The sequence below is a fragment of the Microbulbifer sp. genome (assembly GCF_051659245.1).
Taxonomy (GTDB): Bacteria; Pseudomonadota; Gammaproteobacteria; order Pseudomonadales; family Cellvibrionaceae; genus Microbulbifer.
Window position 1 is genome coordinate 1 of sequence record NZ_JBOFOC010000072.1, and the last position, 23,497, is coordinate 23,497.

General features: G+C 61.1%; 18 protein-coding genes and 1 tRNA gene. 3 read left to right on the top strand and 16 right to left on the bottom strand.

Annotation, left to right across the window (positions count from 1 at the left end):
• Nucleotides 1–388: 388 nt before the first annotated feature.
• The 5 genes from ACRC0P_RS07005 to ACRC0P_RS07025 are packed head-to-tail and all read right to left on the bottom strand — an operon-like array spanning nucleotide 389 to nucleotide 5,881.
• A complete protein-coding gene (locus ACRC0P_RS07005) occupies nucleotides 389–1,390 on the bottom strand; it encodes a YhdH/YhfP family quinone oxidoreductase (protein ID WP_438629282.1) in 1,002 nt (333 codons plus the stop codon).
• 47 nt (nucleotides 1,391–1,437) lie between these two features.
• The gene (gene sohB, locus ACRC0P_RS07010) at nucleotides 1,438–2,625 is read right to left on the bottom strand and encodes a protease SohB (protein ID WP_438629284.1); all 1,188 of its coding nucleotides are present in this window, start codon (nucleotides 2,623–2,625) and stop codon (nucleotides 1,438–1,440) included.
• Nucleotides 2,626–2,675: 50 nt separating this feature from the next.
• Entirely contained in the window at nucleotides 2,676–3,326 is a 651-nt protein-coding gene (locus ACRC0P_RS07015) for a cation/multidrug efflux pump (protein WP_438629286.1), read from the bottom strand.
• Between the two features lie 34 nt (nucleotides 3,327–3,360).
• Entirely contained in the window at nucleotides 3,361–4,170 is an 810-nt protein-coding gene (nudC, locus tag ACRC0P_RS07020; RefSeq protein WP_438629288.1) for an NAD(+) diphosphatase, read from the bottom strand.
• 13 nt (nucleotides 4,171–4,183) lie between these two features.
• Nucleotides 4,184–5,881, bottom strand: coding sequence for a hypothetical protein (locus tag ACRC0P_RS07025; protein ID WP_438629290.1), 1,698 nt, complete (start codon nucleotides 5,879–5,881; stop codon nucleotides 4,184–4,186).
• A 270-nt stretch (nucleotides 5,882–6,151) separates the two neighbouring features.
• On the opposite strand from ACRC0P_RS07025, the gene nhaB reads away from it, so the two are divergent.
• Nucleotides 6,152–7,687: a sodium/proton antiporter NhaB gene (nhaB, locus tag ACRC0P_RS07030; protein WP_438629292.1), complete on the top strand. Its 1,536-nt coding sequence runs from the start codon at nucleotides 6,152–6,154 to the stop codon at nucleotides 7,685–7,687.
• A gap of 345 nt (nucleotides 7,688–8,032) precedes the next feature.
• Here the strand turns inward: nhaB and dnaQ are convergent, their stop codons facing one another.
• From dnaQ to ACRC0P_RS07045, 3 genes are all read right to left on the bottom strand, one after another.
• Nucleotides 8,033–8,764, bottom strand: coding sequence for a DNA polymerase III subunit epsilon (gene dnaQ, locus ACRC0P_RS07035; protein ID WP_438629294.1), 732 nt, complete (start codon nucleotides 8,762–8,764; stop codon nucleotides 8,033–8,035).
• Between the two features lie 2 nt (nucleotides 8,765–8,766).
• On the bottom strand, nucleotides 8,767–9,204 hold the full coding sequence (gene rnhA, locus ACRC0P_RS07040) for a ribonuclease HI (RefSeq protein WP_438629296.1): 438 nt from the start codon (nucleotides 9,202–9,204) through the stop codon (nucleotides 8,767–8,769).
• Nucleotides 9,205–9,407: 203 nt separating this feature from the next.
• Nucleotides 9,408–10,199, bottom strand: a complete 792-nt coding sequence (locus ACRC0P_RS07045) for a class I SAM-dependent methyltransferase (RefSeq protein ID WP_438629298.1) — start codon at nucleotides 10,197–10,199, stop codon at nucleotides 9,408–9,410.
• Between the two features lie 178 nt (nucleotides 10,200–10,377).
• Here ACRC0P_RS07045 and gloB point away from each other — a divergent pair, with 178 nt between their 5' ends.
• Nucleotides 10,378–11,148 carry a hydroxyacylglutathione hydrolase gene (gloB, locus tag ACRC0P_RS07050; protein ID WP_438629300.1) on the top strand — a complete coding sequence of 257 codons (771 nt, stop codon included), beginning with the start codon at nucleotides 10,378–10,380 and terminating at the stop codon, nucleotides 11,146–11,148.
• A 121-nt stretch (nucleotides 11,149–11,269) separates the two neighbouring features.
• Nucleotides 11,270–12,811 (top strand): LysM peptidoglycan-binding domain-containing protein, encoded by a 1,542-nt coding sequence (locus tag ACRC0P_RS07055; RefSeq protein WP_438629302.1) that lies wholly within the window; start codon nucleotides 11,270–11,272, stop codon nucleotides 12,809–12,811.
• Between the two features lie 104 nt (nucleotides 12,812–12,915).
• On the opposite strand, the gene ACRC0P_RS07060 is transcribed toward ACRC0P_RS07055, so the two are convergent.
• The 8 genes from ACRC0P_RS07060 to ACRC0P_RS07095 form a co-directional block, all read right to left on the bottom strand.
• Entirely contained in the window at nucleotides 12,916–14,787 is a 1,872-nt protein-coding gene (locus ACRC0P_RS07060; RefSeq protein WP_438629304.1) for a SurA N-terminal domain-containing protein, read from the bottom strand.
• 145 nt (nucleotides 14,788–14,932) lie between these two features.
• Nucleotides 14,933–15,205, bottom strand: a complete 273-nt coding sequence (hupB, locus tag ACRC0P_RS07065; RefSeq protein ID WP_183458451.1) for a nucleoid-associated protein HU-beta — start codon at nucleotides 15,203–15,205, stop codon at nucleotides 14,933–14,935.
• Nucleotides 15,206–15,432: 227 nt separating this feature from the next.
• Nucleotides 15,433–17,838 (bottom strand): endopeptidase La, encoded by a 2,406-nt coding sequence (gene lon, locus ACRC0P_RS07070; protein WP_438629307.1) that lies wholly within the window; start codon nucleotides 17,836–17,838, stop codon nucleotides 15,433–15,435.
• Nucleotides 17,839–18,133: 295 nt separating this feature from the next.
• Nucleotides 18,134–19,417 carry an ATP-dependent Clp protease ATP-binding subunit ClpX gene (clpX, locus tag ACRC0P_RS07075; RefSeq protein ID WP_438629309.1) on the bottom strand — a complete coding sequence of 428 codons (1,284 nt, stop codon included), beginning with the start codon at nucleotides 19,415–19,417 and terminating at the stop codon, nucleotides 18,134–18,136.
• A gap of 175 nt (nucleotides 19,418–19,592) precedes the next feature.
• The gene (gene clpP, locus ACRC0P_RS07080) at nucleotides 19,593–20,234 is read right to left on the bottom strand and encodes an ATP-dependent Clp endopeptidase proteolytic subunit ClpP (RefSeq protein WP_438629311.1); all 642 of its coding nucleotides are present in this window, start codon (nucleotides 20,232–20,234) and stop codon (nucleotides 19,593–19,595) included.
• Nucleotides 20,235–20,405: 171 nt separating this feature from the next.
• Complete coding sequence (gene tig / locus ACRC0P_RS07085; protein ID WP_438629313.1) at nucleotides 20,406–21,719, bottom strand: trigger factor; 1,314 nt, start codon at nucleotides 21,717–21,719, stop codon at nucleotides 20,406–20,408.
• 100 nt (nucleotides 21,720–21,819) lie between these two features.
• Nucleotides 21,820–21,904: transfer RNA gene (locus tag ACRC0P_RS07090), tRNA-Leu, on the bottom strand.
• Nucleotides 21,905–22,139: 235 nt separating this feature from the next.
• On the bottom strand, nucleotides 22,140–23,465 hold the full coding sequence (locus tag ACRC0P_RS07095) for a hypothetical protein (protein ID WP_438629315.1): 1,326 nt from the start codon (nucleotides 23,463–23,465) through the stop codon (nucleotides 22,140–22,142).
• Between the last annotated feature and the right edge of the window lie 32 nt (nucleotides 23,466–23,497).

The following is a 23,497-nucleotide window of genomic DNA, read 5'->3' on the forward strand; positions in this document are numbered from 1 at the left end:
ACCTAGTGTGGTGTTTCATACTAAATGGTCATATCAGCGGGCCGCTAAGCGGCCAGATGCAAGGCGCATTTGCGCAGGCGTAGCCGGCTACGTCAAGCAAATGCAACGCCGCAGATGGCTGCTTAGCGGCCCGCCCGGAGGGAGCCCCCCAAAATGCCCACAGCTGCGTTGCAGCTCTTGAAAATGGAATGACCATTCCCTGCGAGCTGCGCCTAACTGTGAGCTTTTTGGGGGGCTCTGATAGGACCATTTAGTATGAAACACCACACTAGCGAAGATAACCTTCAGCCAAAGTAAGACCTTTGCGGACAACAGAGTTCCCGGCTTGCCGTAAAACGGGCCTCCCGACGCTCCCGGGTCCCGGGTCCCGGGTCCCGATATAATCCCATCATAGGGCCAAATCCACCACATAGCGCCCGATACCGTGCCCGCGGTGCAGCCGCGCGAGAAACTCCGGCGCCTGCTCAAGGGAGATGTCTTCGGCGATGCTCTGCAGCTTCTCGCCGATATTCCAGTCGCCCGCCAGCTTTTCCCAGGTGGCGGCCTTCTTCTCCAGCGGCAGTTCCACGCTGTCCACCCCCAGCAGGCTGATACCGCGCAGGATAAACGGGAATACATTGGCCTGGAACTGGGCGCCGGAGGCCATGCCGCAGGCGGCCACACCGCCGCCGTAGGCGAGGGATTTGATGACGTTGAACAGGGTCTCCCCCCCCACGGTATCCACCGCCCAGGCCCACAGCGGCTTGGCCATGGCCTTGCTGGCGAAGGGCGCCAGGGACTCGCGATCGAGCACCTTCCAGGCCCCCAGACCGGTGAGGAATCCCGAGGATTCCAGCTTGCCGGTCACCGCGGCGACGCGAAAGCCCAGCTTGGCCAGCAACGCCACAGCGATAGAGCCCACGCCGCCGGTAGCGCCGGTCACCAGCACCTCGCCATCCGCCGGCCGGGCTCCGGCCTCCAGCAGCTTCTCCACACACAGGGCGGCGGTGAGGCCGGCGGTGCCCAGGATCATCGATTCCCGCGCCGTCAGGCCCTCGGGCAGCGGCAGGGCCCAGTCCGGGGGGATGGCGATGCGTTCGGCGAGGCCGCCGGGGGTGTTCATCCCCAGGTCGTAGCCGGTGACCAGCAGTTGCTCACCGGGGGTAAAGGTGCCGCTTTTGTCCTCCAGCACCTCTCCCACCGCGTCGATACCCGGCGTGTGCGGATACTCCCGGGTGACGGCGCGGTTGCCGAAGGCGGACAGCGCATCCTTGTAGTTGAGCGAAGAGTGGGAGACCGCCAGCAGCAGCGGATTGTCCGGCAGGTCCTCCAGCCGGCGCCGTACCACCCGCTGGTCGTACTTGCCGGGCGCCACCTCCTCTACTTGGATTGCGCGAAAGGTTTTGTCCATAGCAACCCCTCTTCAATTTCCGACGATCGATGATCAATGGTAATTGATCATTGAGCCTGGTGACGCCAGGCCGCCAGGCGGGAAAACAGCCGCATCAGTGCTGACTCCACGCCCGCCTGCGCCGCCAGGCCCATCTTGCGAGCGATATTGCGCTTTTCCTTGTACTCCACCTGGTAGAGTTCCGAATCCTGCGCGCAGCGGGTGAGATATTCATCCGAGGTTTTCAGTTCGTCCACCAGACCCAGGTCCAGCGCGCGCTGGCCGAACCAGACCTCGCCGGTGGCTACCTTGGCGATATCCAGTTTCGGCCGGTACTCGGTGATAAAGTGCTGGAACAACTGGTGGATATCCTCGAGGTCGCTTTGGAATTTCTCGCGCCCCTCCCGGGTGTTCTCCCCGAACATGGTCACGGTGCGCTTGTACTCCCCGGCGGTGAACAGTTCGAAGTCCACATCGTGGCGCTTGAGCAGACGGTTGAAGTTGGGCAGTTGCGCCAGCACACCGATGGACCCCAGCATGGCAAAGGGCGCGGCCAGTATGCGATCCGCCACGCAGGCCATCATGTAGCCGCCGCTGGCCGCCACCTTGTCCACGGCAATCGTGAGCTGCACACCGGCGCCGCGCACCCGCGCGAGCTGGCTGGCGGCGAGCCCGTAGTTGGCGACCATACCGCCGGGGCTCTCCAGGCACAGCACCACTTCGTCGCCGCGCTCGGCCACCTGCAGGATTGCGGTAATTTCCTCGCGCAACTGGGACAGCGCACTGGCCTTGATGTCGCCGTCGAAATGCATTACGAAAATACGCCGGCGGCTTTTTTTCTCCGGCGCCGCGGATATTGCAGCGGGATGCTGCTCCCCGGCTTCAGCGTCCGCTTCCGCCTGCTCCGGCACCGGGGTATCGGTGCTTTCCAGCACGGAACTATCGGTTTTCTTTGCCGACTTTTCTGCCTTTTGCCGTTCTTTTCTCGCCTTGGCCAGCGCCTTTTCCCGCGCTTTCTTCTCCTTCGCCAGTTCTTTCTTACGGTGGCTGAATTCGCCTTTGTCCAACACTGCTTCCAGCAGTGTCTCTTTCATCTCTTCGTAGCGGTCATTGAGGTGAGTGACACTGATATGCCCCTGCATACGCTCTTTCAGGTGTTCCCGATTGGCTACCGCAAAACCGATAATCAACAACAGTGCAGCGACAATGGTCACCACCTTGGCCAGGAACAGGCCATACTCACTGAGAAATTCCACTAAACCTCCATATCTGTATTTATTACTTTGGTTTCGAGTTCAAATCCAACTCACTGCCACTCGTCAAGTGCCGAAGTGGCCTGCTGGTTCAGCGGTCGCGCCAGCAGGCCGGTGTGGCTGATCCGCACCTCGTAGACAGCGCCGTCTCCCATGGGCAGGAAAGTCGCGCTGCCGTAGACCGCATCCACAAATGGCAATTGGTTATCGACGTCCCGCAGTGTGCGCCAGATATCGACACCATAATCGCTCTCCCGCAGCTGGTATACAGAGCGCTCCTTGTCGCGCTCGTCCCGCAGGGTGAGATAGCGGCCACTGAGACGGTCCAGGCGGTAGGCCGGCTGGATGCCCCAGCGCGCCAGCGGGCCTTTCCACTTTAGCATTCGCGCATCCAGCTGCCACTGGTCGCCACGCAGCTCGAAGTGCTGAGCCATTCCGTCCTGGTCGGCAAACTTGGCCCGGAAATGCTGGTCGCCGAGTTTCTCGAAGGACACAGTGCCCACGTTGTGCTCCTTCGCCAGGTTTCTGTAACTGTAGATATCCGCCGCCACCAGAACGATCAACAGGGCACCGCCGAGCAGCAGGATGCCGATACTGCCGCGGATAAAGCCGAGTAGCCAATTGCCGCCCACCAGTATCTTGCCACCCCAGAAAACCAACAGTAGCGCCAGCAGCGCGAACAGGAAAGTTATCGCGATATACATATCGTTATCGGACTCTTGTTATACTCTTGTTAACTCAAAGCTTTTGTCGTGCCGCTTCTTCCGCGAACCGTCGAATCAACTGCCCGGACAGGGTCTGCGGCGGCGGGATGGCCGCGGGCAGTTCGCTGTAGTGAAACCACGCCGCCTCGGCAATTTCCAGTCCGTCCGGTTTCAGTTCACCACCGGCCCACTCGGCGATATACCCCAGCATCAACTGGCCGGGGAAGGGCCACGACTGGCTGCCGATGTAGTGGCGGGCACCCACTTCCAGACCCACCTCCTCGCGCACCTCCCTCGCCAGGGCCTGCTCCGCATTCTCCCCCGGCTCGATAAAACCCGCCAGTGCGGTCAGCAGGCCGTGGCGGTGCTCCCGGTGGCGGGCGAGCAGGCACTCCCCTCCGCGGGAAACCAGCATAATGACACAGGGGGAGATTCGGGGGTACACCGCCAATTGGCAACGGGGGCAGACCCGCGCCCGGTCGCAGGGGTGGTATTCGGTAACGTCGCCACAACGGCCGCAAAAACGGTGGTCGATGTCCCAGTTGGCCACCTGCAGCGCCCGTCCGGCGAGGGCAAAATGCAGTTCGTCCACCTCCCCCAGCAAACTGCGCAGACCCCGCCAGTTGCACCCCTCCGCCGGCAGGCGCTCAGACAGCAAGTGCACACCGCATGCTCTTCCGCCCAGTTCTCCCAGGTAATGGCTGGAAACAACAGCTCTGGCGGGAAAAGGGAAATCGCTGTGCAGGAACCGTGCCCCACGGCACAGCAACTGCCCCTCCACCACGGCGATATGCAGGGAAAACTGCGGCTGTGGGCGGGCGCTGGCGGCGGGAGTGAAATCCAATCCGGCCACCGGCTCAGGCTACCTCAACGGGATACCCGAGGGCCTCCAGGCTTTCCACCGCCAGGTTGAGGGACTGCATGTCCGCGTCGCGGTGCAGTTTCACCTCGCCCAGGTAGTACTCCAGGCTGATGATGGCGTCGGCGAAAATATCCAGGGACTGTTCCAAGCCGGGGGCCGCCTCCCGCTGGTCCATCACCGCCTCGACGAAGTCCACAAGGCGCTCCACCACCGCCGCGGCGCGGCGCAGGCTGAGCACCACCAGGCCGCCGCGCACGCTGTTGAGGGTGGTGGATACATTGCGAATATGGCCGTGATCAAACCCGGACTCCGCGTAGGCTCCCAGCGCGCGCTTGATCAGCGACAGCCCCGCCTCCGCCTCCTTGAGCACCGCCACTTCCGCCTCGGCCAGTTGGCTGTGCTCCAGGGCGATGTCCGCCTGGCCGTATTCATCCACGTCGATACTGGAACTTTGGCGCAGGGCGCGGATGGTACTGTCCACCATCAGCACCTGGCCGGTGAGTTTCTGCAGCGCCGACTCCGCCGCGGCGCCGCCGGCCGGCGCGGCGCTGCGGTACTCTTCCACCGCCTCACTCAGGCCGTCACCGATCCGCCTGAAATTGAGCAGTTTCAGAGTACTGGCAATGCGCTGCAGGGTGCCCGCCAGTCCGCCCTCGTCATCCAGGCCGGTGAGCCCGATCATCTCGATATCGTCCAGCATGCGGCGCACGCCGGTGAGCTCCTCGTCCAGGGCGCCGGCCACCGCGGTGATCGCCGTGGCCCCCGGCCCACCCAGGCTGGCCCGTTCCCGCTCCAGCTCCGCCTCGCTGTAGCCGAGGGGAGCAACCGAGAAGGCCTCCAGCACCCGGGCGCCCTGGCCGCCGGGCGTGGACAGCGCCAGCCAGTAGAGACACTCCTTCAACAGTACCGGGGGCGCCGGCTCGTCCAGGGCGGAATCCCCCTGTTTCTGCAGGGCGCGCAGGCGGCGGTCGAACATGCTGAACACCATCACCCGGGCGCGATTGATGTGCATCTCCCGCGAGGCCATTCCCCCCAGGGCCGCTCCCGCCACCGCCCACAACCGGCCGTTGGGGCGCCCGGCGGAAACGCTGGCGACACGCTGCAACGCGCGCGCCATCATGGTGTAGGCGGGCTTGCAGGGTTTGCCCTGCAACAGCGCCAGCAGCCCCACCTGGTACATGTGGCGGAAACGGCGCACGAAGTTGTTCAGGTCTTCAGACATCACCGCCGAGGAGACGGCGCCGGGCACATCGGCATCCAGGCGGCAGCGAAAGAAATGGCTCTCCGGTACCGGAGACTGCGAGCGCGCCCCCCGCAGGTTGTTGATGTAGGGAATCAGCAGTTCCGGCCGGGCGCTGCTGCGGTTCTGCACGAAATCGAGATAGCGGGTGATCACGTAAAATCCCGTACCCAGGCCCTCCATCAAGTCGTCGGTAACCTCCTGGCGGCCCTCCTGCAGATCCGTCATTGCGCTGAGCATCTCCTGGGCCAACAGCTCCGCCGCGTGCAGCTGTACCATCTGCAAAACACCATTCACTTGGCGCAATGACGACAGGCACTGTGCCAGGGACTGCTTGTTGCCGTGATCCACCGCAAACTGGTCCAGCTGACTGGCAGCGCCATCTATAGTCGCCACCAGTTCTTCCTTTACCACATTCACGGAAGTTATATTGATATCGCGCACTTCAGTCACTGCTCACACCGCTGCATTATTGTTTTGCACAAAATTCGACCAGAACAGAGGGGTTCGGTCAACTACAACGCAATTTATACCAAACCCACCAAGAGTCCACCTCTGAGCGGACAAATTCCATCGAATAATCGACAATTCGAGGACGCAGGGACGGGGAATGGCGAAACTACTTGAATTTTCCCCCAAACTGGGTAGCGTTCCCCTCCGTACCCGTGGGTCTCCCGGCCCACAGGGCGCTATCCAGGCTAGCAGTTAACCAAGAAAGTAAAAATGAACACATACAATAACGCCCTCACAGCTTCCGGCAACGGCTTCGGCCGGGCTTTCACTGAGAACTTCCTGGGCGAAGCGCCCGACTGGTACAAGCTGACCATTGCCCTATTCCTGATCGCCAATCCGGTCCTGCTCTACGCCACCAGCCCTTTTATCACCGGGTGGGTGCTGATCGGCGAGTTCATCTTCACCCTCGCCATGGCCCTGAAATGCTACCCGCTGCAACCCGGCGGCCTGCTGGCGATGGAGGCGGTGCTGCTGGGAATGACCAGCACCGACGCCGTGTACCACGAGGTGACGGAAAATTTCGAAGTAATCCTGCTGCTGATGTTTATGGTGGCCGGAATCTACTTCATGAAGAGCCTGCTGCTGTTCGTATTCACCAAAATACTGATCAATGTGAAGTCCAAGACACTGCTCTCGGTGCTGTTCTGCGCTGTGGCCGCAGTGCTCTCCGCCTTCCTGGACGCGCTCACCGTCACCGCCGTACTGATCGCCGTCGCGGTGGGGTTCTACTCGGTATACCACCGGGTGGCCTCCAACCAGCCCCACCACCATCACGACCACGACCATTCCAATGATGATCACGTGGTGGAATACCACCGAGAAGACCTGGACCAGTTCCGCGCCTACCTGCGCAGCCTGATTATGCACGGCGCCGTAGGCACCGCCCTGGGCGGTGTGACCACCCTGGTGGGCGAGCCGCAGAACCTGCTGATCGCGGAAAAGGCGGGCTGGGAGTTCCTGCAGTTCTTCCTGAATATGGCCCCGGTCACCATCCCCTCGTTCTTCGCCGGCCTGCTGACCTGCGCACTGCTGGAAAAGACCGGCATCTGCGGCTACGGCGCCAAACTGCCCGGCGCCGTGCGCGACGTGCTGGTGAATTTTTCCCAGGAAGAGGAGAAAAAGCGCAGCTCCACAGACGTGGCCGAACTCTGGATACAGGGCATAGTCGCGGTCATCCTGGTGCTGTCGCTGGCCTTTCACGTGGCGGAAGTGGGCATTATCGGCCTGATGATCATCGTACTGCTGACCGCCTTCAACGGCGTGGTACAGGAAGCCCGCATCGGCCACGCGTTCGAAGAGGCCCTGCCCTTTACCGCCCTGCTGGTGGTGTTTTTCGCCATCGTTGCGGTGATTCACGAACAGCACCTGTTCGAACCGGTGACCCACTTCGTGCTCGGGCTGGAGCCGGCGCAGCAACCGGGCATGCTCTTCCTGGCCAACGGCATATTGTCGATGATCAGCGACAATGTGTTTGTGGCCACGGTGTATATCAACGAAGTGAAAGCGGCCCTGACTGCGGGGGAGATCACCCGCGAGCATTTCGACAAGCTGGCCATCGCCATCAATACCGGCACCAACCTGCCCAGCGTGGCGACACCCAACGGCCAGGCAGCTTTCCTGTTCCTGCTGACCTCCGCACTGGCGCCGCTGATCCGCCTGTCCTATGGGCGCATGGTGATTATGGCCCTGCCCTATACGGTGGTGCTCAGTCTAGTGGCGCTGGTTTGTGTAATTTATATGGTGTAGCTACTCGCCCCCGGGACTCGGGACTCGGGACTCGGGACTCGGGACTCGGGACTCGGGACTCGGGACTCGGGACTCGGGACTCGGGAAAGAATACCGGACTTGATGCTAAGGCCACGATGCCGGGGGCCGTTCGCGAGACGTTTGCCGATGAGGCTGTTGAGTGAACGGCCACCGGCATCGGGGCCGCCCAGGCCTCGACTTAGTGATGCGAAGGCCCTGATAGCCGGAGCCGTTCGAGAAAAGCGCCTGCGGCTTAAACAGACCGATGAGGCTGTTGAACGAACGGCTACCGGCAACAGGAGGGCCGCCACGAACCAATTTCAGGGGCACCCGGCAGGCTTGACCCTACCAAAAATGCTTGCCGGCCGATTTTTCCAGCAGCGCCAGCATCTCCCGGTGCGCTTTTTCCTCCTCGGCACTGGCCCGAAGCACCGCCAGCTGCGGCCTGTCCGCTGCCACCCGCCGGATGGCGCCGGGAGTGAGATCCCGTTGTTCGCTTTGGTTTTCCCCACCGTCGGTCTCGCGCTCGCCGCTCTGAGCCAGCATAAGATCCGTCTGGCCGCCGGTCATGGTCAGGTAGACATCGGCGAGAATCTCGGCATCCAGCAGGGCGCCGTGCAGATCCCGTTGTGAATTGTCGACAAAATAGCGCTTGCACAGGGCATCCAGGCTGTTCTTCTGGCCCGGGTGCTTCTCCCTGGCCAGCGCCAGGGTATCCAACACCCCGCAGTGGGCGGCGACACTGTTCCAGCGCGGGCTGCCCAGCCGTTTCAGCTCCCAATCGATAAAGCCCACGTCGAAAGGCGCATTGTGAATCACCAGCTCAGCGCCTTCGCAGAAGGTCATAAACTCATCGGCGATCTGCGCGAAGACCGGCTTGTCCTCGAGAAACTCATTGGTGATGCCGTGCACCTCGATGGCGCCGTCGTCCACCTGCCGCTCGGGATTGATGTACTGGTGGTAGTGGCGCCCGGTGAGCTTCCGATTCACCACTTCCACGCAGCCGATCTCGATAATGCGATGACCGCTCTTCGGGTCCAGACCCGTGGTTTCGGTATCCAGAACAACCTGACGCATTGCTATCCTCCCAATTCATCGATGCCGCGATTGGCGAGCTGGTCCGCGCGCTCATTACCGGGGTGCCCGGAGTGACCCTTGACCCAATGCCAGTGCACCTCGTGGTGGGCTATGCCCTCTTCGAGTTGGCGCCAGAGGTCAGCATTTTTTACCGGTTTTTTATTCGCGGTCTTCCAGCCATTGCGTTTCCAGTTGTGTATCCAGCTGGTAATCCCCTGGCGCAGGTACTGGGAGTCGGTGTGCAAATCCACGCGACACTGCTGCTTGAGCGCATTCAGAGCCTTGATCGCCGCCATCAGCTCCATTCGATTATTGGTGGTGTGTTTCTCACCGCCGAACAGTTCGCGCTCCGCATCGCCGTGAACCAGCAGAGCTCCCCAGCCACCCGGCCCGGGATTGCCGCGGCAGGCGCCATCTGTGTAAATAGTGACTTGTTTCAAGATGAGTGCTTTTTGTATTGCAATAAAAAGCCGGCGATGCCGGCTAGTGGGCCATGCGGTAAATTCGGTAACTAAAGCTCACAGCCACAGGCTCCAGGGCAAGGCGAAAAAGCGCAGGACTAGCAGCGCTAATTCAAGCTTTTTCAACGCAGCACTGGGGGCTGTGGCGAAGAGATCGGTTACAGAATTTACCACATGGCCCACTAGTGTTTCTGATGGCGCCGCCGCGCCGCAATCTGCGAACTCGAAGGGACCACACTGATCGCGGGTTTGCGCTCCCCGCGCCAGTCGATTTTGATCGTGCGCATACGCGCGACTTCTTTGCGCGCGACTATGATGTAAAAGCCTCCCCAAGGCAAGTGCCAACGGGCCCCCAAGCGCTCCATCCAGGCGGTCTTGGCCAGCAGTTCGCGCTGCTGCAACGGCAGCCGGAAAAATCCCCGCTCCACCTTGTCCGCTTGCAGGTCGAGCAGGTTCATCCAGTCCGCCACCCGCGCCGCGCGCAACTGGTTACCCCGCTGATGTGCACTGCCGGAGAACAGCAGCCGCGACAGCCCCAACAGGGAAAAGGGGTTGAAGCCGATCAATACCATATGGCCACCGGGAATCAGCACCCGCGCCGCCTCCCGCAGTACCTGGTGGGGCTGGGGGGAAAAATCCAGCAGGTGATGCAACAGGGCCACATCGATCGATTCCGAGGGGAGCGGCAGCTGCTCGAACTCCACCTGGGCTGCGCCCTTCTGCCCGCGGCAGGCATTGAACCGGAAGCGGTGGTTGATGCGACTGCACGCGGCAAAGTCCACCGCACTGGTCACCCCCGCCTGCATCAAGTGGTAGCCGAACAGGCCCTCCACCAGCGGCTGGGCCAGGGCCAGCTGCTGTGACAGTATCTCCTTCCCCAGCGGGCTGGCAAACCAGTTGGCGAGAGCCGGGCAGGACTGTGCGAGGGAGGGCTGTTCCCCCCGCCGCCGGCCCGGAATGGATTTTTTCTCCATAGATTCCCTCACTTGTCCCTATCTCTGAAACCTGGTTTTGCCTAACCTGCTGAGACAGTATGAATTTCTTACTTTCCCGGAAAAAGCCGCAATATTCGACCGGTTTCCACAGCCCCTCCCGGCAAATGCCCTTCACCCTATGATACTGTTATTCCTCCAAAAGTAACGGGCCGCGGAAATGCTCACAATCTCACCAATCGCAGCTTTCAGTGACAACTATATCTGGCACCTGCAGCGAGACGAGCAGGACTGGGTGGTAGATCCCGGCGATGCGGGCCCGGTTTCGACTGCCCTGGAGGAGCGCAAACTCGACGGCATCCTGATCACCCATCACCACTGGGATCATACCGGAGGCATCGCCGAACTGGCGGCAAAGTATCACTGCCCGGTATACGGCCCCGGCTCCGTAGAGGGAGTCACCCACCCCCTGGCCGCCGGCGACCGCTGCGAGGTGCTCGGATTCCCGGTTTCGGTGATGGACGTGCCCGGCCACACCCTGGACCACCTGGCGCTGCTGCTGCGCGAAAATGATGGGCGGGTCGAGCAGAACCACCTTTTCTGTGGCGACACCCTGTTCGCGGCGGGCTGCGGCCGGCTGTTCGAGGGCACACCGGCGCAGATGTACAGCTCCCTGGCCAAGCTCAGCGCCCTGCCGCCGGAAACCCGCGTCTACTGCGCCCACGAATATACCCTCGCCAACCTGCGTTTCGCCGCGGCGGCGGAACCCGGCAACCAGGCGGTGCGCAACCGCCTGGCGCAGGTAGAGGCACTGCGCGCGAGCGGCAAGACCACCCTCCCCTCTACCATCGGTGAAGAACTGGCTACCAACCCCTTCCTCCGCTGCCATATCCCCGCCCTGGCCCGCCAGGCGGCCAACCACGGGGCCACAGAAAACTCCGATGAAGTGGAGGTCTTCGCCTATCTGCGCCGCTGGAAGGACAATTTTTAGTCAATTTTCGTTGACCGAAACTTCTTCCCGTCTTTAGAATCAGATAATTACAACGAAAAGCTCAGGCATATCTCGAATAAGGGCCTGGAGCCACAGATCATAATAGACACCTGGACATCACATGGTTCACAGAAAGTTTGCCGTCGCGCTGCTTGCCGCGGCGGTGGGGGGCTGCGCGCAGACGCCAAAACCCGATATTGCGCAAGAACACACAGGCAAAGGGGTCGATGTAGCTGCCAATACCGCGAAAAGCTACACCCAGGCCCCGCGGGAGAGAGCCCTGCCTCCGGTGGACATCTGGGACCGGCTGCGGCGCGGTTTTCGCTTGCAGCGGCATACCGACCATCCCAAGGTGAAGGATTACATCACCTATTTTTCCCGCAATGAAGGCTATATGGCGCGGGTCACCGAGCGCTCCCGCCGCTACATCTTCCATGTGACGGAACAACTGGAAGCGGCGGGACACCCCTTGGAGCTGGCGCTGCTACCCATCGTTGAGAGCGCCTACGACCCCTTCGCCTATTCCCACGCCCGCGCCTCCGGCATGTGGCAGTTCATCCCCGCCACCGGTCGCTCCTTCGGCCTGCGGCAGAACTGGTGGTACGACGGCCGCCGGGACGTCCACGAGTCCACCCGCGCCGCGATCAAGTACTTCAGCTATCTCACCGAGCGCTTCAACGGCGACTGGGAGCTGGCACTGGCCGCCTACAATGCCGGCGAAGGTACCGTAAGACGCGCCATGGAGCGCAACCGCCGCCGCGGCCTGGGCACCAGTTTCTGGGACCTGAAGCTACCGCGGGAAACCCAGCGCTACGTGCCCCAGCTACTGGCCCTGGCAGAGGTGGTTTCGCGCCCCGACTACTACCGCGTCCCCTTGCACGATATCGACAACCGGCCCTACTACACAGCCGTGGACGTGGGCAGCCAGATCGAACTGGCCCAGGCGGCGGACATAGCGGGAATCGAGATTGAGGAGCTCCAACTGCTCAACCCCGGCTACAACCGCTGGGCCACCGATCCCAACGGCAAGCACCAGTTGCTGCTGCCGATAGAAAAACGGGACACTTTCCTCAGTGCTCTCAGCCGACTGCCCGAGGACCAACGGGTAAGCTGGCAGCGCTACAAGATCGCCCGCGGCGACACCCTGTCCACCATCGCGCAGCGCTACAAGACCAGCGTGGCGGCGATCCGTCAGACCAACAAACTGCGCGGCAACACCATCCGCGCCGGGCACACGCTATTGATTCCCAGCGCTTCCGGCCCTGGCGCACAGTACGCCTACACCCTGGACCAACGGGTTGGCCATCAGTCCTCCGGAAGCGGTCGCAAGACCAGCTACACCGTGCGCCCGGGCGACACCCTGTGGGAAATCTCCCGCTCCCTCGGCGTGGAGGTCCGCCAACTGGCCAGCTGGAACAATATGGCCCCCGCGGACACCCTGCGCCCCGGACAAAAACTGGTCGCCTACAACGCCGGCGGCGACAGCCCCACCACCCGCAAGCTCTCCTACCGTGTACGCAGCGGAGACTCACTGCACCGCATCGCCAGGAAATTCAGTCTCGAAATCAAGGATATCCTGCGCTGGAACAAGATCACCGAGAAAAGCTACCTGCAGCCGGGCCAGCGTCTGACCCTGTTTGTGGACAGCGCCTCGAGCGGGTAATCAGCGGTTAAGGTGAGTGGAAGCAAGAAAGCAAAAAGCCCGCGCGAGCGGGCTTTTTGCTTTCCGGAGTTGTCAGCGGCGCACAGCGCACGCTGACACTCGCACTATTGAATCTCGATATCCGCCTTGTCGGCCAGGAACTTCTGCACCGCGGCCAGCTCCGCCCTTCCGTTTACCGACGCCAACTGCTGCATCAGTGCACGGCGCTGCTCACTGCTCTGGCGGGCCAGGTCTCCGGGGCGCACCTCGCGCAGTTGCAGCACTACCTGGTCTCCGGCGCTGGTGGCGAAACGGCTGACCGCACTGTCGCGGGAATCCGGGGCGGGAAGGGAGAAAGCGCGCTCGATAATCTCACCGCGCTGGCCGAAACCGCCGCGGCGGGTCTTGTCGCTGGTCTCCAGGGTCAACTCCTGTGCCTCCGCCAACTCGGCAAATTCGCTCCCCTGCTCCAACTGTTGCTCGAGTTCCTTCGCGCGGCTGGCCAACTGGGCACTGGCCTTGTCGCGCTTGAGGCGGTCGACGATCTGTTCGCGAACATCCGCCAGCGGATAGGTCCCCGCCGGCTGGTGCTCGGTAACCCGCAGCACCAGGGCGTGGTCCTCGCTGAGATTGAGCACGTCGGAAGTATTGCGATCAACCATGACCTCAGGAGAAAAAGCAGCCGCCGCCACCTTGTCGTTGGCTGAGACACCACTGCCGCCTTCACGGCTGAACAGCCCGGTAGTCTGCAGCGGGACACCCAGGTCCTCCGCCGGTCCGGCCAGGGTTTCGGCGTTGTAGGCGAGATCCGCCAGGCGCCCGAGGGCGTCGACAAATTCACGCTCGGCTTCCGCGTTGCGCAGCTGCGCGGCAATGGCCGCCTTGCGCTCCTCGAAGCTGGGGGGCTCGGCGCCGGCCACTTCCAGCAGCTTGATAAAGTGGGTACCGCTGTCAGTGGTTACCGGTGCGGAGACCTCCCCTTCATCCAGGCCCGCCAGGGCGTCCTCGAAGGGTTCCGGAAAGACGTCGCCAGTGGTAAAGCCCAGATCGCCTCCCTCCTCGCGGGAAACGATGTCGTCAGAGTAAGTTTTCGCCAACTCGGCAAAATCTTCACCGGCATCCAGCTTGGCCTGGATTTCGGCAATTTTCTCCTCATTACCCTCTTCCACCAGGATATGCGCCGCGCGGCGTCGGGTCTGCTCCTGGAAGTTGGCCACCTCCTGCTCGTACTGGGCCCGCACATCCTCTTCCGACACATCGATATTGTCGGCAAACAGCGCCGGCTTCAGCTCAACATATTCAATGGCCACCTGCTCGGGGCGCCGGAATTCGTCCTGGTGGTTTTGATAGTAGGCTTCGATCTCGCTGTCGGGAACCATGGTTTCCGCGAGCAGATCCTGTACCGGGAGCACCACATAGTCGAAATCGCGCTCCTCCATGGAAATGGCCACCACCTGCTCGGCATCCTCTCGGGTGGCGAAGGCGCTTTCCGACACGCTGTCTGTGTACTGCTGCAGGACGATGTCCCGCTCCATGATCTGGCGGAAACCGGCCGGGCTGTAGCCCATACGACGCAGGGCATCGCGATAGGTCTGCAGGTCGAACTTGCCGTTTACCTGAAAACCCGGAATCTGCGTGATTTCCTTGTCCACTCCCACCGGGCTCATCACCATGCCGCTGTCCTGTGCCGCCTGGCGTATAACCGCACTGTTAACCAGCTGCTGCAAAACCGGCTCGCGCAACTGTTCGTCGCTCAAGAGGTCCGCCGGGACGTCGTCGCCATACTGGCTCATGATCATATTCCGGCGGTTCTGGATCGCGCGCTGCAGATCCAGGTTGGTGATCTTTTCGCCGTTGACTTCCGCCACCTCGTCGGCGGACCCTCCACTTGCACCGGTGAAAAAATCAATTCCCCCAATGACCATAATAAAACCAAAAAAGCCCGCCACAATAACTGCCGCGGTGCCCTTCAGGTTGTCTCGCATGGACTGAAGCATGCTCAGCTCCGACTGTTGACTCTAAAAATTATTCTTGAAGCCCAAAGCATCGGGCTCCCGTATCAGATACAAAAAAGGCGCATCCGAGTGATACGCCTCTCTGAAGCTTCGGTTTGGTGTGAGGCTTCTTAATTTACCGCCTCCTTCAATTCACCGCATCCTTCAGAGCCTTGCCGGCTTTGAAGCCCGGTACCTTGGCCGCGGGAATCTGGATTTCATCGCCGGTACGCGGGTTGCGGCCGGTACGGGCAGCGCGCTCTTTAACGGCGAAAGTACCGAAACCTACCAGAGCCACCTGATCGCCTTTTTTCAGGGCACCGGTAATGCTGTCTACCATTGCGTCCAGAGCACGGCCGGCAGCTGCTTTCGGAATATCTGCAGATGCGGCAATTGCTTCAATCAGTTCGGACTTGTTCACGCTTAATCCCTCTGTTCTTTTCTTAAGTATGTTTCAGGCGCCCCTTCAGGAACACCTCCTTCCGGAACGCCTTTGCGTTCGAGTCTTCGATGCCGGCCACTTGTGCGCCGGTCAATAAGTCACGATTTATACCAACTGCCCGGTAGCTGGTCAAGGAACCACGGGGCTTTCCGGGCAGTTGGACAAAACTCCAACAGGTTTCTGTCATCGGCAGATTATTTTTTAGCCTAGTGGGTGCGCATCGAGCGTTGCGAGCGCTCCTCTGCCTGTTTTTGCAGCGCCGAATACTCCTCGTCGGACAGGGACTCCGGCTTGTGTTCCAGCGCCAGTTCCAACACCTGATCGATCCATTTGACCGGTTTGATTACCAGGTCCTGCAGAATATTGTCCGGAATATCCTTCAAGTCGCGCTCATTGTCTGCGGGGATCAACACCGTCTTGATTCCGCCCCGGTGTGCCGCGAGCAGCTTCTCCTTGAGACCACCAATTCGCAGAACTTCTCCCCGCAGGGTGATTTCACCGGTCATGGCCACTTCCGAGCGCACCGGGATTCCGGTAAGCACCGAAGCCAGGGCAGTGCACATGCCGATACCCGCCGAGGGACCGTCCTTGGGCGTGGCTCCCTCCGGCACATGGATATGGATATCGCGGGTCTCGTGAAAGTCCGGGGCAACGCCCAGGGCCTGGGCCCGCGCGCGTACCACGGTGAGCGCAGCCTGGATCGACTCCTGCATCACGTCGCCGAGGGAACCGGTCTTCACCACCCGGCCTTTACCGGGAACCGCAGAGGCCTCGATGGTGAGCAGGTCACCGCCCACCTCGGTCCAGGCCAGGCCGATTACCTGGCCGATTTTATTTTCTTTTTCCGCGCGGCCGAAATCATACCTGGGCACACCCAGCAGGTCTTCCAGTTGCTCCGGTTTCACGAGCATTTTTTCACTGGTCTCTTCGCGCACGTGCTTGGTCACCACTTTGCGGCAGATCTTCGCAATCTCGCGATCCAGGTTTCGCACGCCGGCCTCACGGGTGTAATAGCGCACGATATCGCGCACGGTATCATTGCCCAACGACAGTTCGTCGTCCTTCAAACCGGCGGCCTTGCGCTGCTTGGGCACCAAGTAACGCTGCGCAATGTTGAGTTTCTCCTCCTCGGTGTAACCGGGCAGGCGAATCACTTCCATGCGGTCCAGCAGTGGCCCGGGAATGTTCATGGAGTTGGAGGTGCATACGAACATTACATCGGAGAGATCGTAATCCACTTCCAGGTAGTGATCGTTGAACGATTTGTTCTGCTCCGGATCGAGGACTTCCAGCAGCGCCGAGGCAGGGTCGCCACGGTGATCCATACCCATCTTGTCCACTTCGTCGAGCAGGAACAGCGGATTCTTGACCCCCACTTTGGAAATCTTCTGGACCAGCTTGCCGGGCAGTGAGCCGATATAGGTGCGCCGGTGACCGCGGATTTCCGCTTCGTCGCGCACACCGCCCAGCGCCATGCGCACATACTTGCGGTTGGTGGCACGGGCGACGGATTCACCCAGCGAGGTTTTACCCACCCCGGGCGGCCCCACCAGGCAGAGAATAGGACCCTTGACCTTCTTTACCCGCTTTTGCACTGCCAGGTATTCGAGGATGCGCTCCTTGACTTCCTCCAGACCGTAGTGGTCCTTCTCCAGGATTTCTTCCGCCTTTTTCAGGTCGTGACGCACACGGCTGGCTTTTTTCCAGGGCACACTGAGCATCCAGTCGATATAGCTGCGCAACACCGACGCCTCCGCGGACATGGGCGACATCATTTTCAGTTTGCCCAGTTCCGCGCGGGTTTTCTTCTCCGCATCTGCGGGCATACCCGACTCGGCGATCTTTTTCTCCAGCTCTTCGACTTCGCTGGGCTCCTCGGTAATTTCGCCCAGCTCTTTCTGAATGGCCTTCATCTGCTCATTCAGGTAGTACTCGCGCTGGCTCTTCTCCATTTGCTTCTTGACCCGGCCGCGGATGCGTTTTTCCACCTGAATCAGGTCGATTTCCGAGTCCATCAGGCCAAGCAGGTGTTCCAGGCGCTGCTTGACACTGGCGGTCTCCAGCAGCTCCTGTTTCTGCGGCAGCTCCAGGGACATATGCGCGGCGATGGTGTCCGCCAGGCGGCCCGGCTCGTCGATGCCGGACAGGGAGGTGATCACCTCGTTGGGGACCTTCTTGCTGACCGATACATACTGTTCAAACTGGGTCATCGCCGAGCGCACCAGAGCCTCAGCTTCGGCCTCCGGCAGCTCTTCGGTCTCCAGGGGTTCGACTGTGGCCCGGTAGTGGGAGTCACTGTCGCTGACCTCCAGGATATTGACCCGGCGGCTGCCCTCCACCAGAACCTTGACGGTACCATCGGGGAGCTTGAGCAGCTGCAGGACACTGGCGACGGTGCCCACCCGGTAGATATCTTCCGCACCGGGATCGTCCTCGGACGCCTGCCGCTGTGCGACCAGCAGCACCTGTTTGTCGTTGCGCATCGCCGCTTCCAATGCGTCGATGGATTTCTCCCGGCCGACAAACAGCGGAATCACCATGTGCGGGTAGACGACGACGTCACGCAGCGGCAACAGCGGGTATTCAAGTGTGGTATTGGATGGCTGATCCATGGAACTCCTCTCGGCCCGAACACTGGGGGTTGGCGCGGCATTTCAATGACTGCAGGTTAAAGAACCGTCAGTCTCAAGTGGTCACCGCCAGCTAGTTGCTAAAGATGGGGGGCCGGCAACTGGAATACAAGTCTAATCTAAACCGGAATTTGCGCCGACATAAAAAACGGTAGGGCCAAAGGTGCCTCAAAGGCGTGGGCGACCAGCCGGCCGATACGATCGGGAGGCCGCCCGGAGATGAGGGCAGCGTGACAAAAAAGCCCCATATCGGGGCTTTTCTTCACAGCCTGTCGGTTTACTCCTCCGGAGCGACTTTCTGTGACTCACTGTTCTCGTACACCAGCAGGGGGGCCGATTCCCCTTTGATGACCGCCTCGTCGATTACCACTTTGGCCACGTTGTCCGTGGAGGGAATGTCGTACATGGTCTCCAGCAGCACGGACTCCATGATGGAGCGCAGTCCTCGGGCACCGGTCTTGCGCTCCATGGCCTTGCTCGCCACCGCGTCCAGGGCGTCGGGGCGGAAGTCCAGCTCCACGCTCTCCATCTCGAACAGCTTGGCATACTGCTTGGTCAGCGCATTGCGAGGTTCAGTGAGGATCTTCACCAGCGCGGCGCAATCCAGCTCCTCCAGGGTGGCGGTGACCGGCAGGCGGCCCACAAATTCCGGAATCAGGCCGTAGCGTACCAGGTCTTCCGGCTCCAGGTCGCGTAGTACCTCGCCGAAATTGCTGTTGCTGTCCTTGGATTTCACCTCAGCGCTGAAGCCGATACCACCTTTCTCCGAACGGTCGCGAATCACCTTGTCCAGCCCCGCGAAAGCGCCACCGCAGATGAACAGGATGTTAGATGTATCCACCTGCAGAAACTCCTGCTGCGGGTGCTTGCGACCGCCCTGGGGCGGCACTGAGGCCACCGTGCCCTCGATCAGCTTGAGCAGCGCCTGCTGTACGCCCTCGCCGGAGACATCCCGGGTGATGGAGGGGTTGTCGGACTTGCGCGAGACTTTGTCGATCTCATCAATGTAGACGATGCCCTGCTGGGCTTTTTCCACATCGTAATCGCACTTCTGCAACAACTTCTGGATAATGTTTTCCACGTCCTCGCCAACGTAGCCCGCCTCGGTGAGGGTGGTCGCATCGGCGATGGTAAAGGGTACGTTGAGCAGCCGTGCCAGGGTTTCCGCCAGCAGAGTCTTGCCGCTGCCGGTGGGGCCCACCAGCAGAATGTTCGACTTGCTCAGCTCGACGTCTTCCTTGCCCTTGACGCCACTCTTGCTGCGCAGGCGCTTGTAGTGGTTGTACACCGCCACTGCCAGCACCCGCTTCGCGCGTTCCTGGCCAATCACGTACTGGTCGAGGATATCGGTGATCTCCCGCGGTGTGGGCAGGCGCCCCTCGGGCCCCTCGGCGCTCTCCTGCACCTCTTCGCGAATGATATCGGTGCAGAGTTCGACACATTCGTCGCAAATAAACACAGACGGGCCCGCAATCAGCTTGCGCACTTCCTGCTGGCTTTTGCCACAGAAGGAACAGTACAGCAGTTTGCCGTTGTCTTCTCCGCTGCTCTGGTCGGTCATCAAAATACTCCGTGGTCTCTCAGCCAGCCGGCGGCCCGGCTATCAATCGGTCTTTGTTCAATAGCAAGATGCTGTGTTTTGGCGGGATTTTCAAGCCCTTTGTGAGGGCTCCCGGGGCTCCGAATGCCAGATTCAGCCAATCGGCGCGTCAGCCGACAAAAATGACCGGTCAGTCTTATTTTTCGGTAACCAGGCGGCGTGCCAGCACATCGTCCACCAGGCCGTATTCTTTCGCCTCATCTGCACCCAGGAAGTGGTCGCGTTCAGTGTCCCGCTCTATTTCCTCCACACTGCGACCACTGTGGTTTGCCAACAGTTCATTCAGGCGGTGGCGGATCTTGAGGATTTCCTGCGCGTGGATATGGATATCGCTGGCCTGGCCCTGGGCGCCGCCGCTGGGCTGGTGGATCATCACCCGGGAGTTTGGAGTCGCATAACGCTTGCCGTTGGCGCCCGAGGCCAGCAGGAAGGCCCCCATACTACAGGCCTGACCGATGCACATGGTGCTCACATCCGGCTTGATAAACTGCATGGTGTCGTAGATCGACATGCCGGCGGTCACCGACCCGCCGGGAGAATTGATATACAGGTGGATGTCCTTGTCGGGGTTTTCCGCCTCGAGGAACAAGAGCTGCGCGACCACCAGGTTGGCCATGTGGTCTTCAACCTGGCCGACCAGAAAAACCACCCGCTCCTTGAGCAGGCGGGAGTATATGTCGAAGGAGCGTTCGCCTCTGGCAGTCTGCTCCACCACCATGGGCACCAGGCCGGTGGCTGCCGGATCAATAGAGGACTGGGGATATTCGAAACGTGCCATAGGTACCGTTGCTTCCTTTTTTGGCTATTTTAGGCGAGAACGCCGGCCCGGCGGCGCAAAACTGAAAAAATCGATCTTTCTGAGCTTAACCGGTCAGGCCCGAGAAAGCCAGCCGTGAGAAGGGGAAGGAAAAGACCGGCGCCCGCCCCTGCGGACGCCGATCGGCAGGCATCAACCCTGTTGCTGGGGCTTGATCACATCGTCGTAGCTGCTTTCAACGTCGCTGACCTCGGCGGCCTCCAACACGAAATCCACCACCTGATCTTCCAGCACGACGGACTCCACACCGGACAGCAGTTCGCGATTGCTGTAATAGTATTCCACCACCTCTTCCGGTTGCTGGTAGGTGGAGGCCAGTTCCTCGACCTTGGCCTTGACGCGATCCGCATCCACCGCAATTTTGTTCTGCTTGACGATCTCGCCGACCACCAGGCCGAGCACCACGCGACGCTTGGCCTGCTCTTCAAACATGGTAGCCGGAAGCATTTTTTCCGCGTCTTCCGCTGCGATCTGGCCGCCAAACTGCTGGACCATCTGGCTGCGCAAGGTGCGCACTTCACCAGCCACCAGTGCGGCCGGCAGCTCCACCTGATGCTTCTCGAACAGTTGATCCATCACCTGGGTTTTGACCTTGTTCAACGCCGCGTTTTTCAATTCACGCTGCATATTGCCGCGCACTTCTTCGCGGAACTTCTCTTCACCACCCTCTTCCACACCGTAGGATTTGAAGAACTCTTCATTCAACTCGGGCAGCTCGGGCTTTTCGGACGCAGTGACCTTGATATTGAAGGTGACCTCGGCGCCACGCAGGTTTTCCGCCTGGTAATCCTCCGGGAAGGTGACCACGATATCCTTTTCCTCACCGGGCTTCATCCCCAGAATGCCGTCTTCGAAACCGGGGACCATCTGGCCGGAACCGAGCACCAGCTTTTGGCCTTCCGCCTTGCCGCCCTCGAACTCCTCACCGTCCTTGCGGCCGACGAAATCGATGGTGACGCGATCGCCCTTCTGCGCCTTGCGCTTGGTCTCTTTCCAGTCGGACTGCTGCTTGCGCAGCACTTCGATCATACTGTCCACGTCCTTGTCGGTGACCTCCGCCGCGGGACGCTCCACCTTCAGTGTTCCCAGGTCGGCCAGCTCGACCTCCGGGTAAACCTCAAAAGTCGCGGTGTATTCCAGGTTTTCGCCCGGAGCGGTCTGTTTGGCCTCGATGCTCGGCTGGCCGGCGGGCTTCACCTGTTCTTTCTGCACCGCTTCGTAGAAAGAGCGGCTCATGACTTCGCCAAGCACTTCCTGACGCACACCGGCGCCAAACTTCTGGCGCACCACTTTCAACGGCACTTTGCCCTTGCGAAAGCCGTTGATGCGCACGGTTTTGGCCGCCTGTTGGAGACGCTTGTCCACTTCCTTGTCGACGATTTCCGCCGGCAAATTAACCGTTAAGCGACGCTCCAGGCCGGACGTTGTTTCAATGGAAACCTGCATGTTGATCCTCGTGAGACTCTTTCTGCTTTTTGCGCCTGGGCGCCAAATACAAACAGCCCGCGCCTACACCCTCAGGCGGCACGGGCTGCGGAATTCGCTTTGGTGGGGACGGGGAGACTTGAACTCCCACACCTTGCGGCACCAGAACCTAAATCTGGCGTGTCTACCAATTCCACCACGTCCCCAAAAACTTCCCCGACGCTAACTCATTGATATCTATGCAATTTACCGCATACACACCGGGGCCCGGCGACGAGGGGAGCAGATTGTGCCACAGGCGGTTGGGGGCTTCAATATATAGGGACCCGGGAAAGAATACCGACATCTGATGCGAAGGCCCCGCTGTCGGGGGCGCTCGCGAAACATTTGCCGATCAGGCTGTTGAGCGAACGGCCACCGGCAGCGGGGCCGCCATCGAACTCAACGCTTGGGTTCAGCGACCAGCAGAGCCGCTCCCGCTACAGCCGAAACTACGTCCATTGTCACCCCTGAGGCCAGCAGCCAAGCGCTCTCCACCTCCGCCTGGCGCTTATCCAACGCCAGCTTATCGCCCACCACCATGGCGATGCGATAACTCTCACCGGAGATCAGGCGATAGCTGCCGGGCGCGGAGAAACGGATGCGGTCGACGGTAAAGTCGTCAAAGTCCACAATGCGCTCGCGCACAAAGTGGTCGCCGCTTTCCAGTTCCAGGAAAGGCGCCTGTTCCGGCGTATCCAGTTGCACTTTGGCGAGCGCCTCTTCCGTATCCCAATGCTCCTGGGTCAGCACCTTCTGCGCAAAGGAGAGAATCTTGCGCTCGTACACCGGGGTCTGGAACTCCACCGTGCGCACGCCGTGCTGCAGCGAGTGTGGCGTATGGGTGGGGACCGAAATTACATCGCCGACCTCCAGCGGGCGCAGCGCGGTAAAGCTGTCCATGGCCGCGCGCAGACGCTCTTCTTCTTCGTGCAGCTCCCGCGGAAGCTGGTCCGCCCACGCCTTCAACCGCTCTGCCGGCACTGGTTCGCTGGCGCCGTAGCCTCCCCTCTCACGCAGGACATCGAAACGGCGGTCCACCTCCTCGCGCACCCGCCGGTACTCGGCAACGGCCTCCCGGTAGGCGGCGAGAAACGCCTCGTCGGACCCCATCCCGCGGCGCTTGCGCTGGTTGAAACCAAAGCGAATGGCGCCTTGTCCATCGGGCCAGGCCCGCGGGTCCACCCGGGTGACGATATAGATTTCCCGCTTTTCCTCGTGCATCTCGAAATAGAGATCACCGTAGACCTCATCCGGCAGCGGGTCGAGAATCTTGAGCAGGTTTATGCCCCGCTCGTCGCCGGCGGCGAAACGCCGCGGCAGAGCCGCCAGCAGCCAGGGCAGCGGTATCTGCGGCTCACCCACCCCCGACTGACCCCGCTGCTCGATGCCGCTGTACCAGATCTCCCGCCCCCAGGGTTTCGGAACGGATACCGGCTGCAGCGGCAGCGGCGCGCCCAGGTCGAAAACCGGGAATTGCAGTCGCTCGGCCAGTTGCCGCGCACCCTCCCCCTCGCCCGGTTCGGCCTTCTTCCCCACTGCGGCGTACACCGGACCGCCCCCAGTCTCACGCCAGAAGAGCGCCAGCAGCGGCAGTTCCGGCTCACCGGGCAGGTAGTACTGGCAATGCCTAAAGCGCACCGCCAGGGAGAAAGGGGTTTGATCCCGCACGGCCAGCAGTTGGTCGAGGCAGGTTTCGGGGGACGGGTGATCGACGACTTGCAACAAAACGACCGGTATCCGTTAACGTGTTCACATAT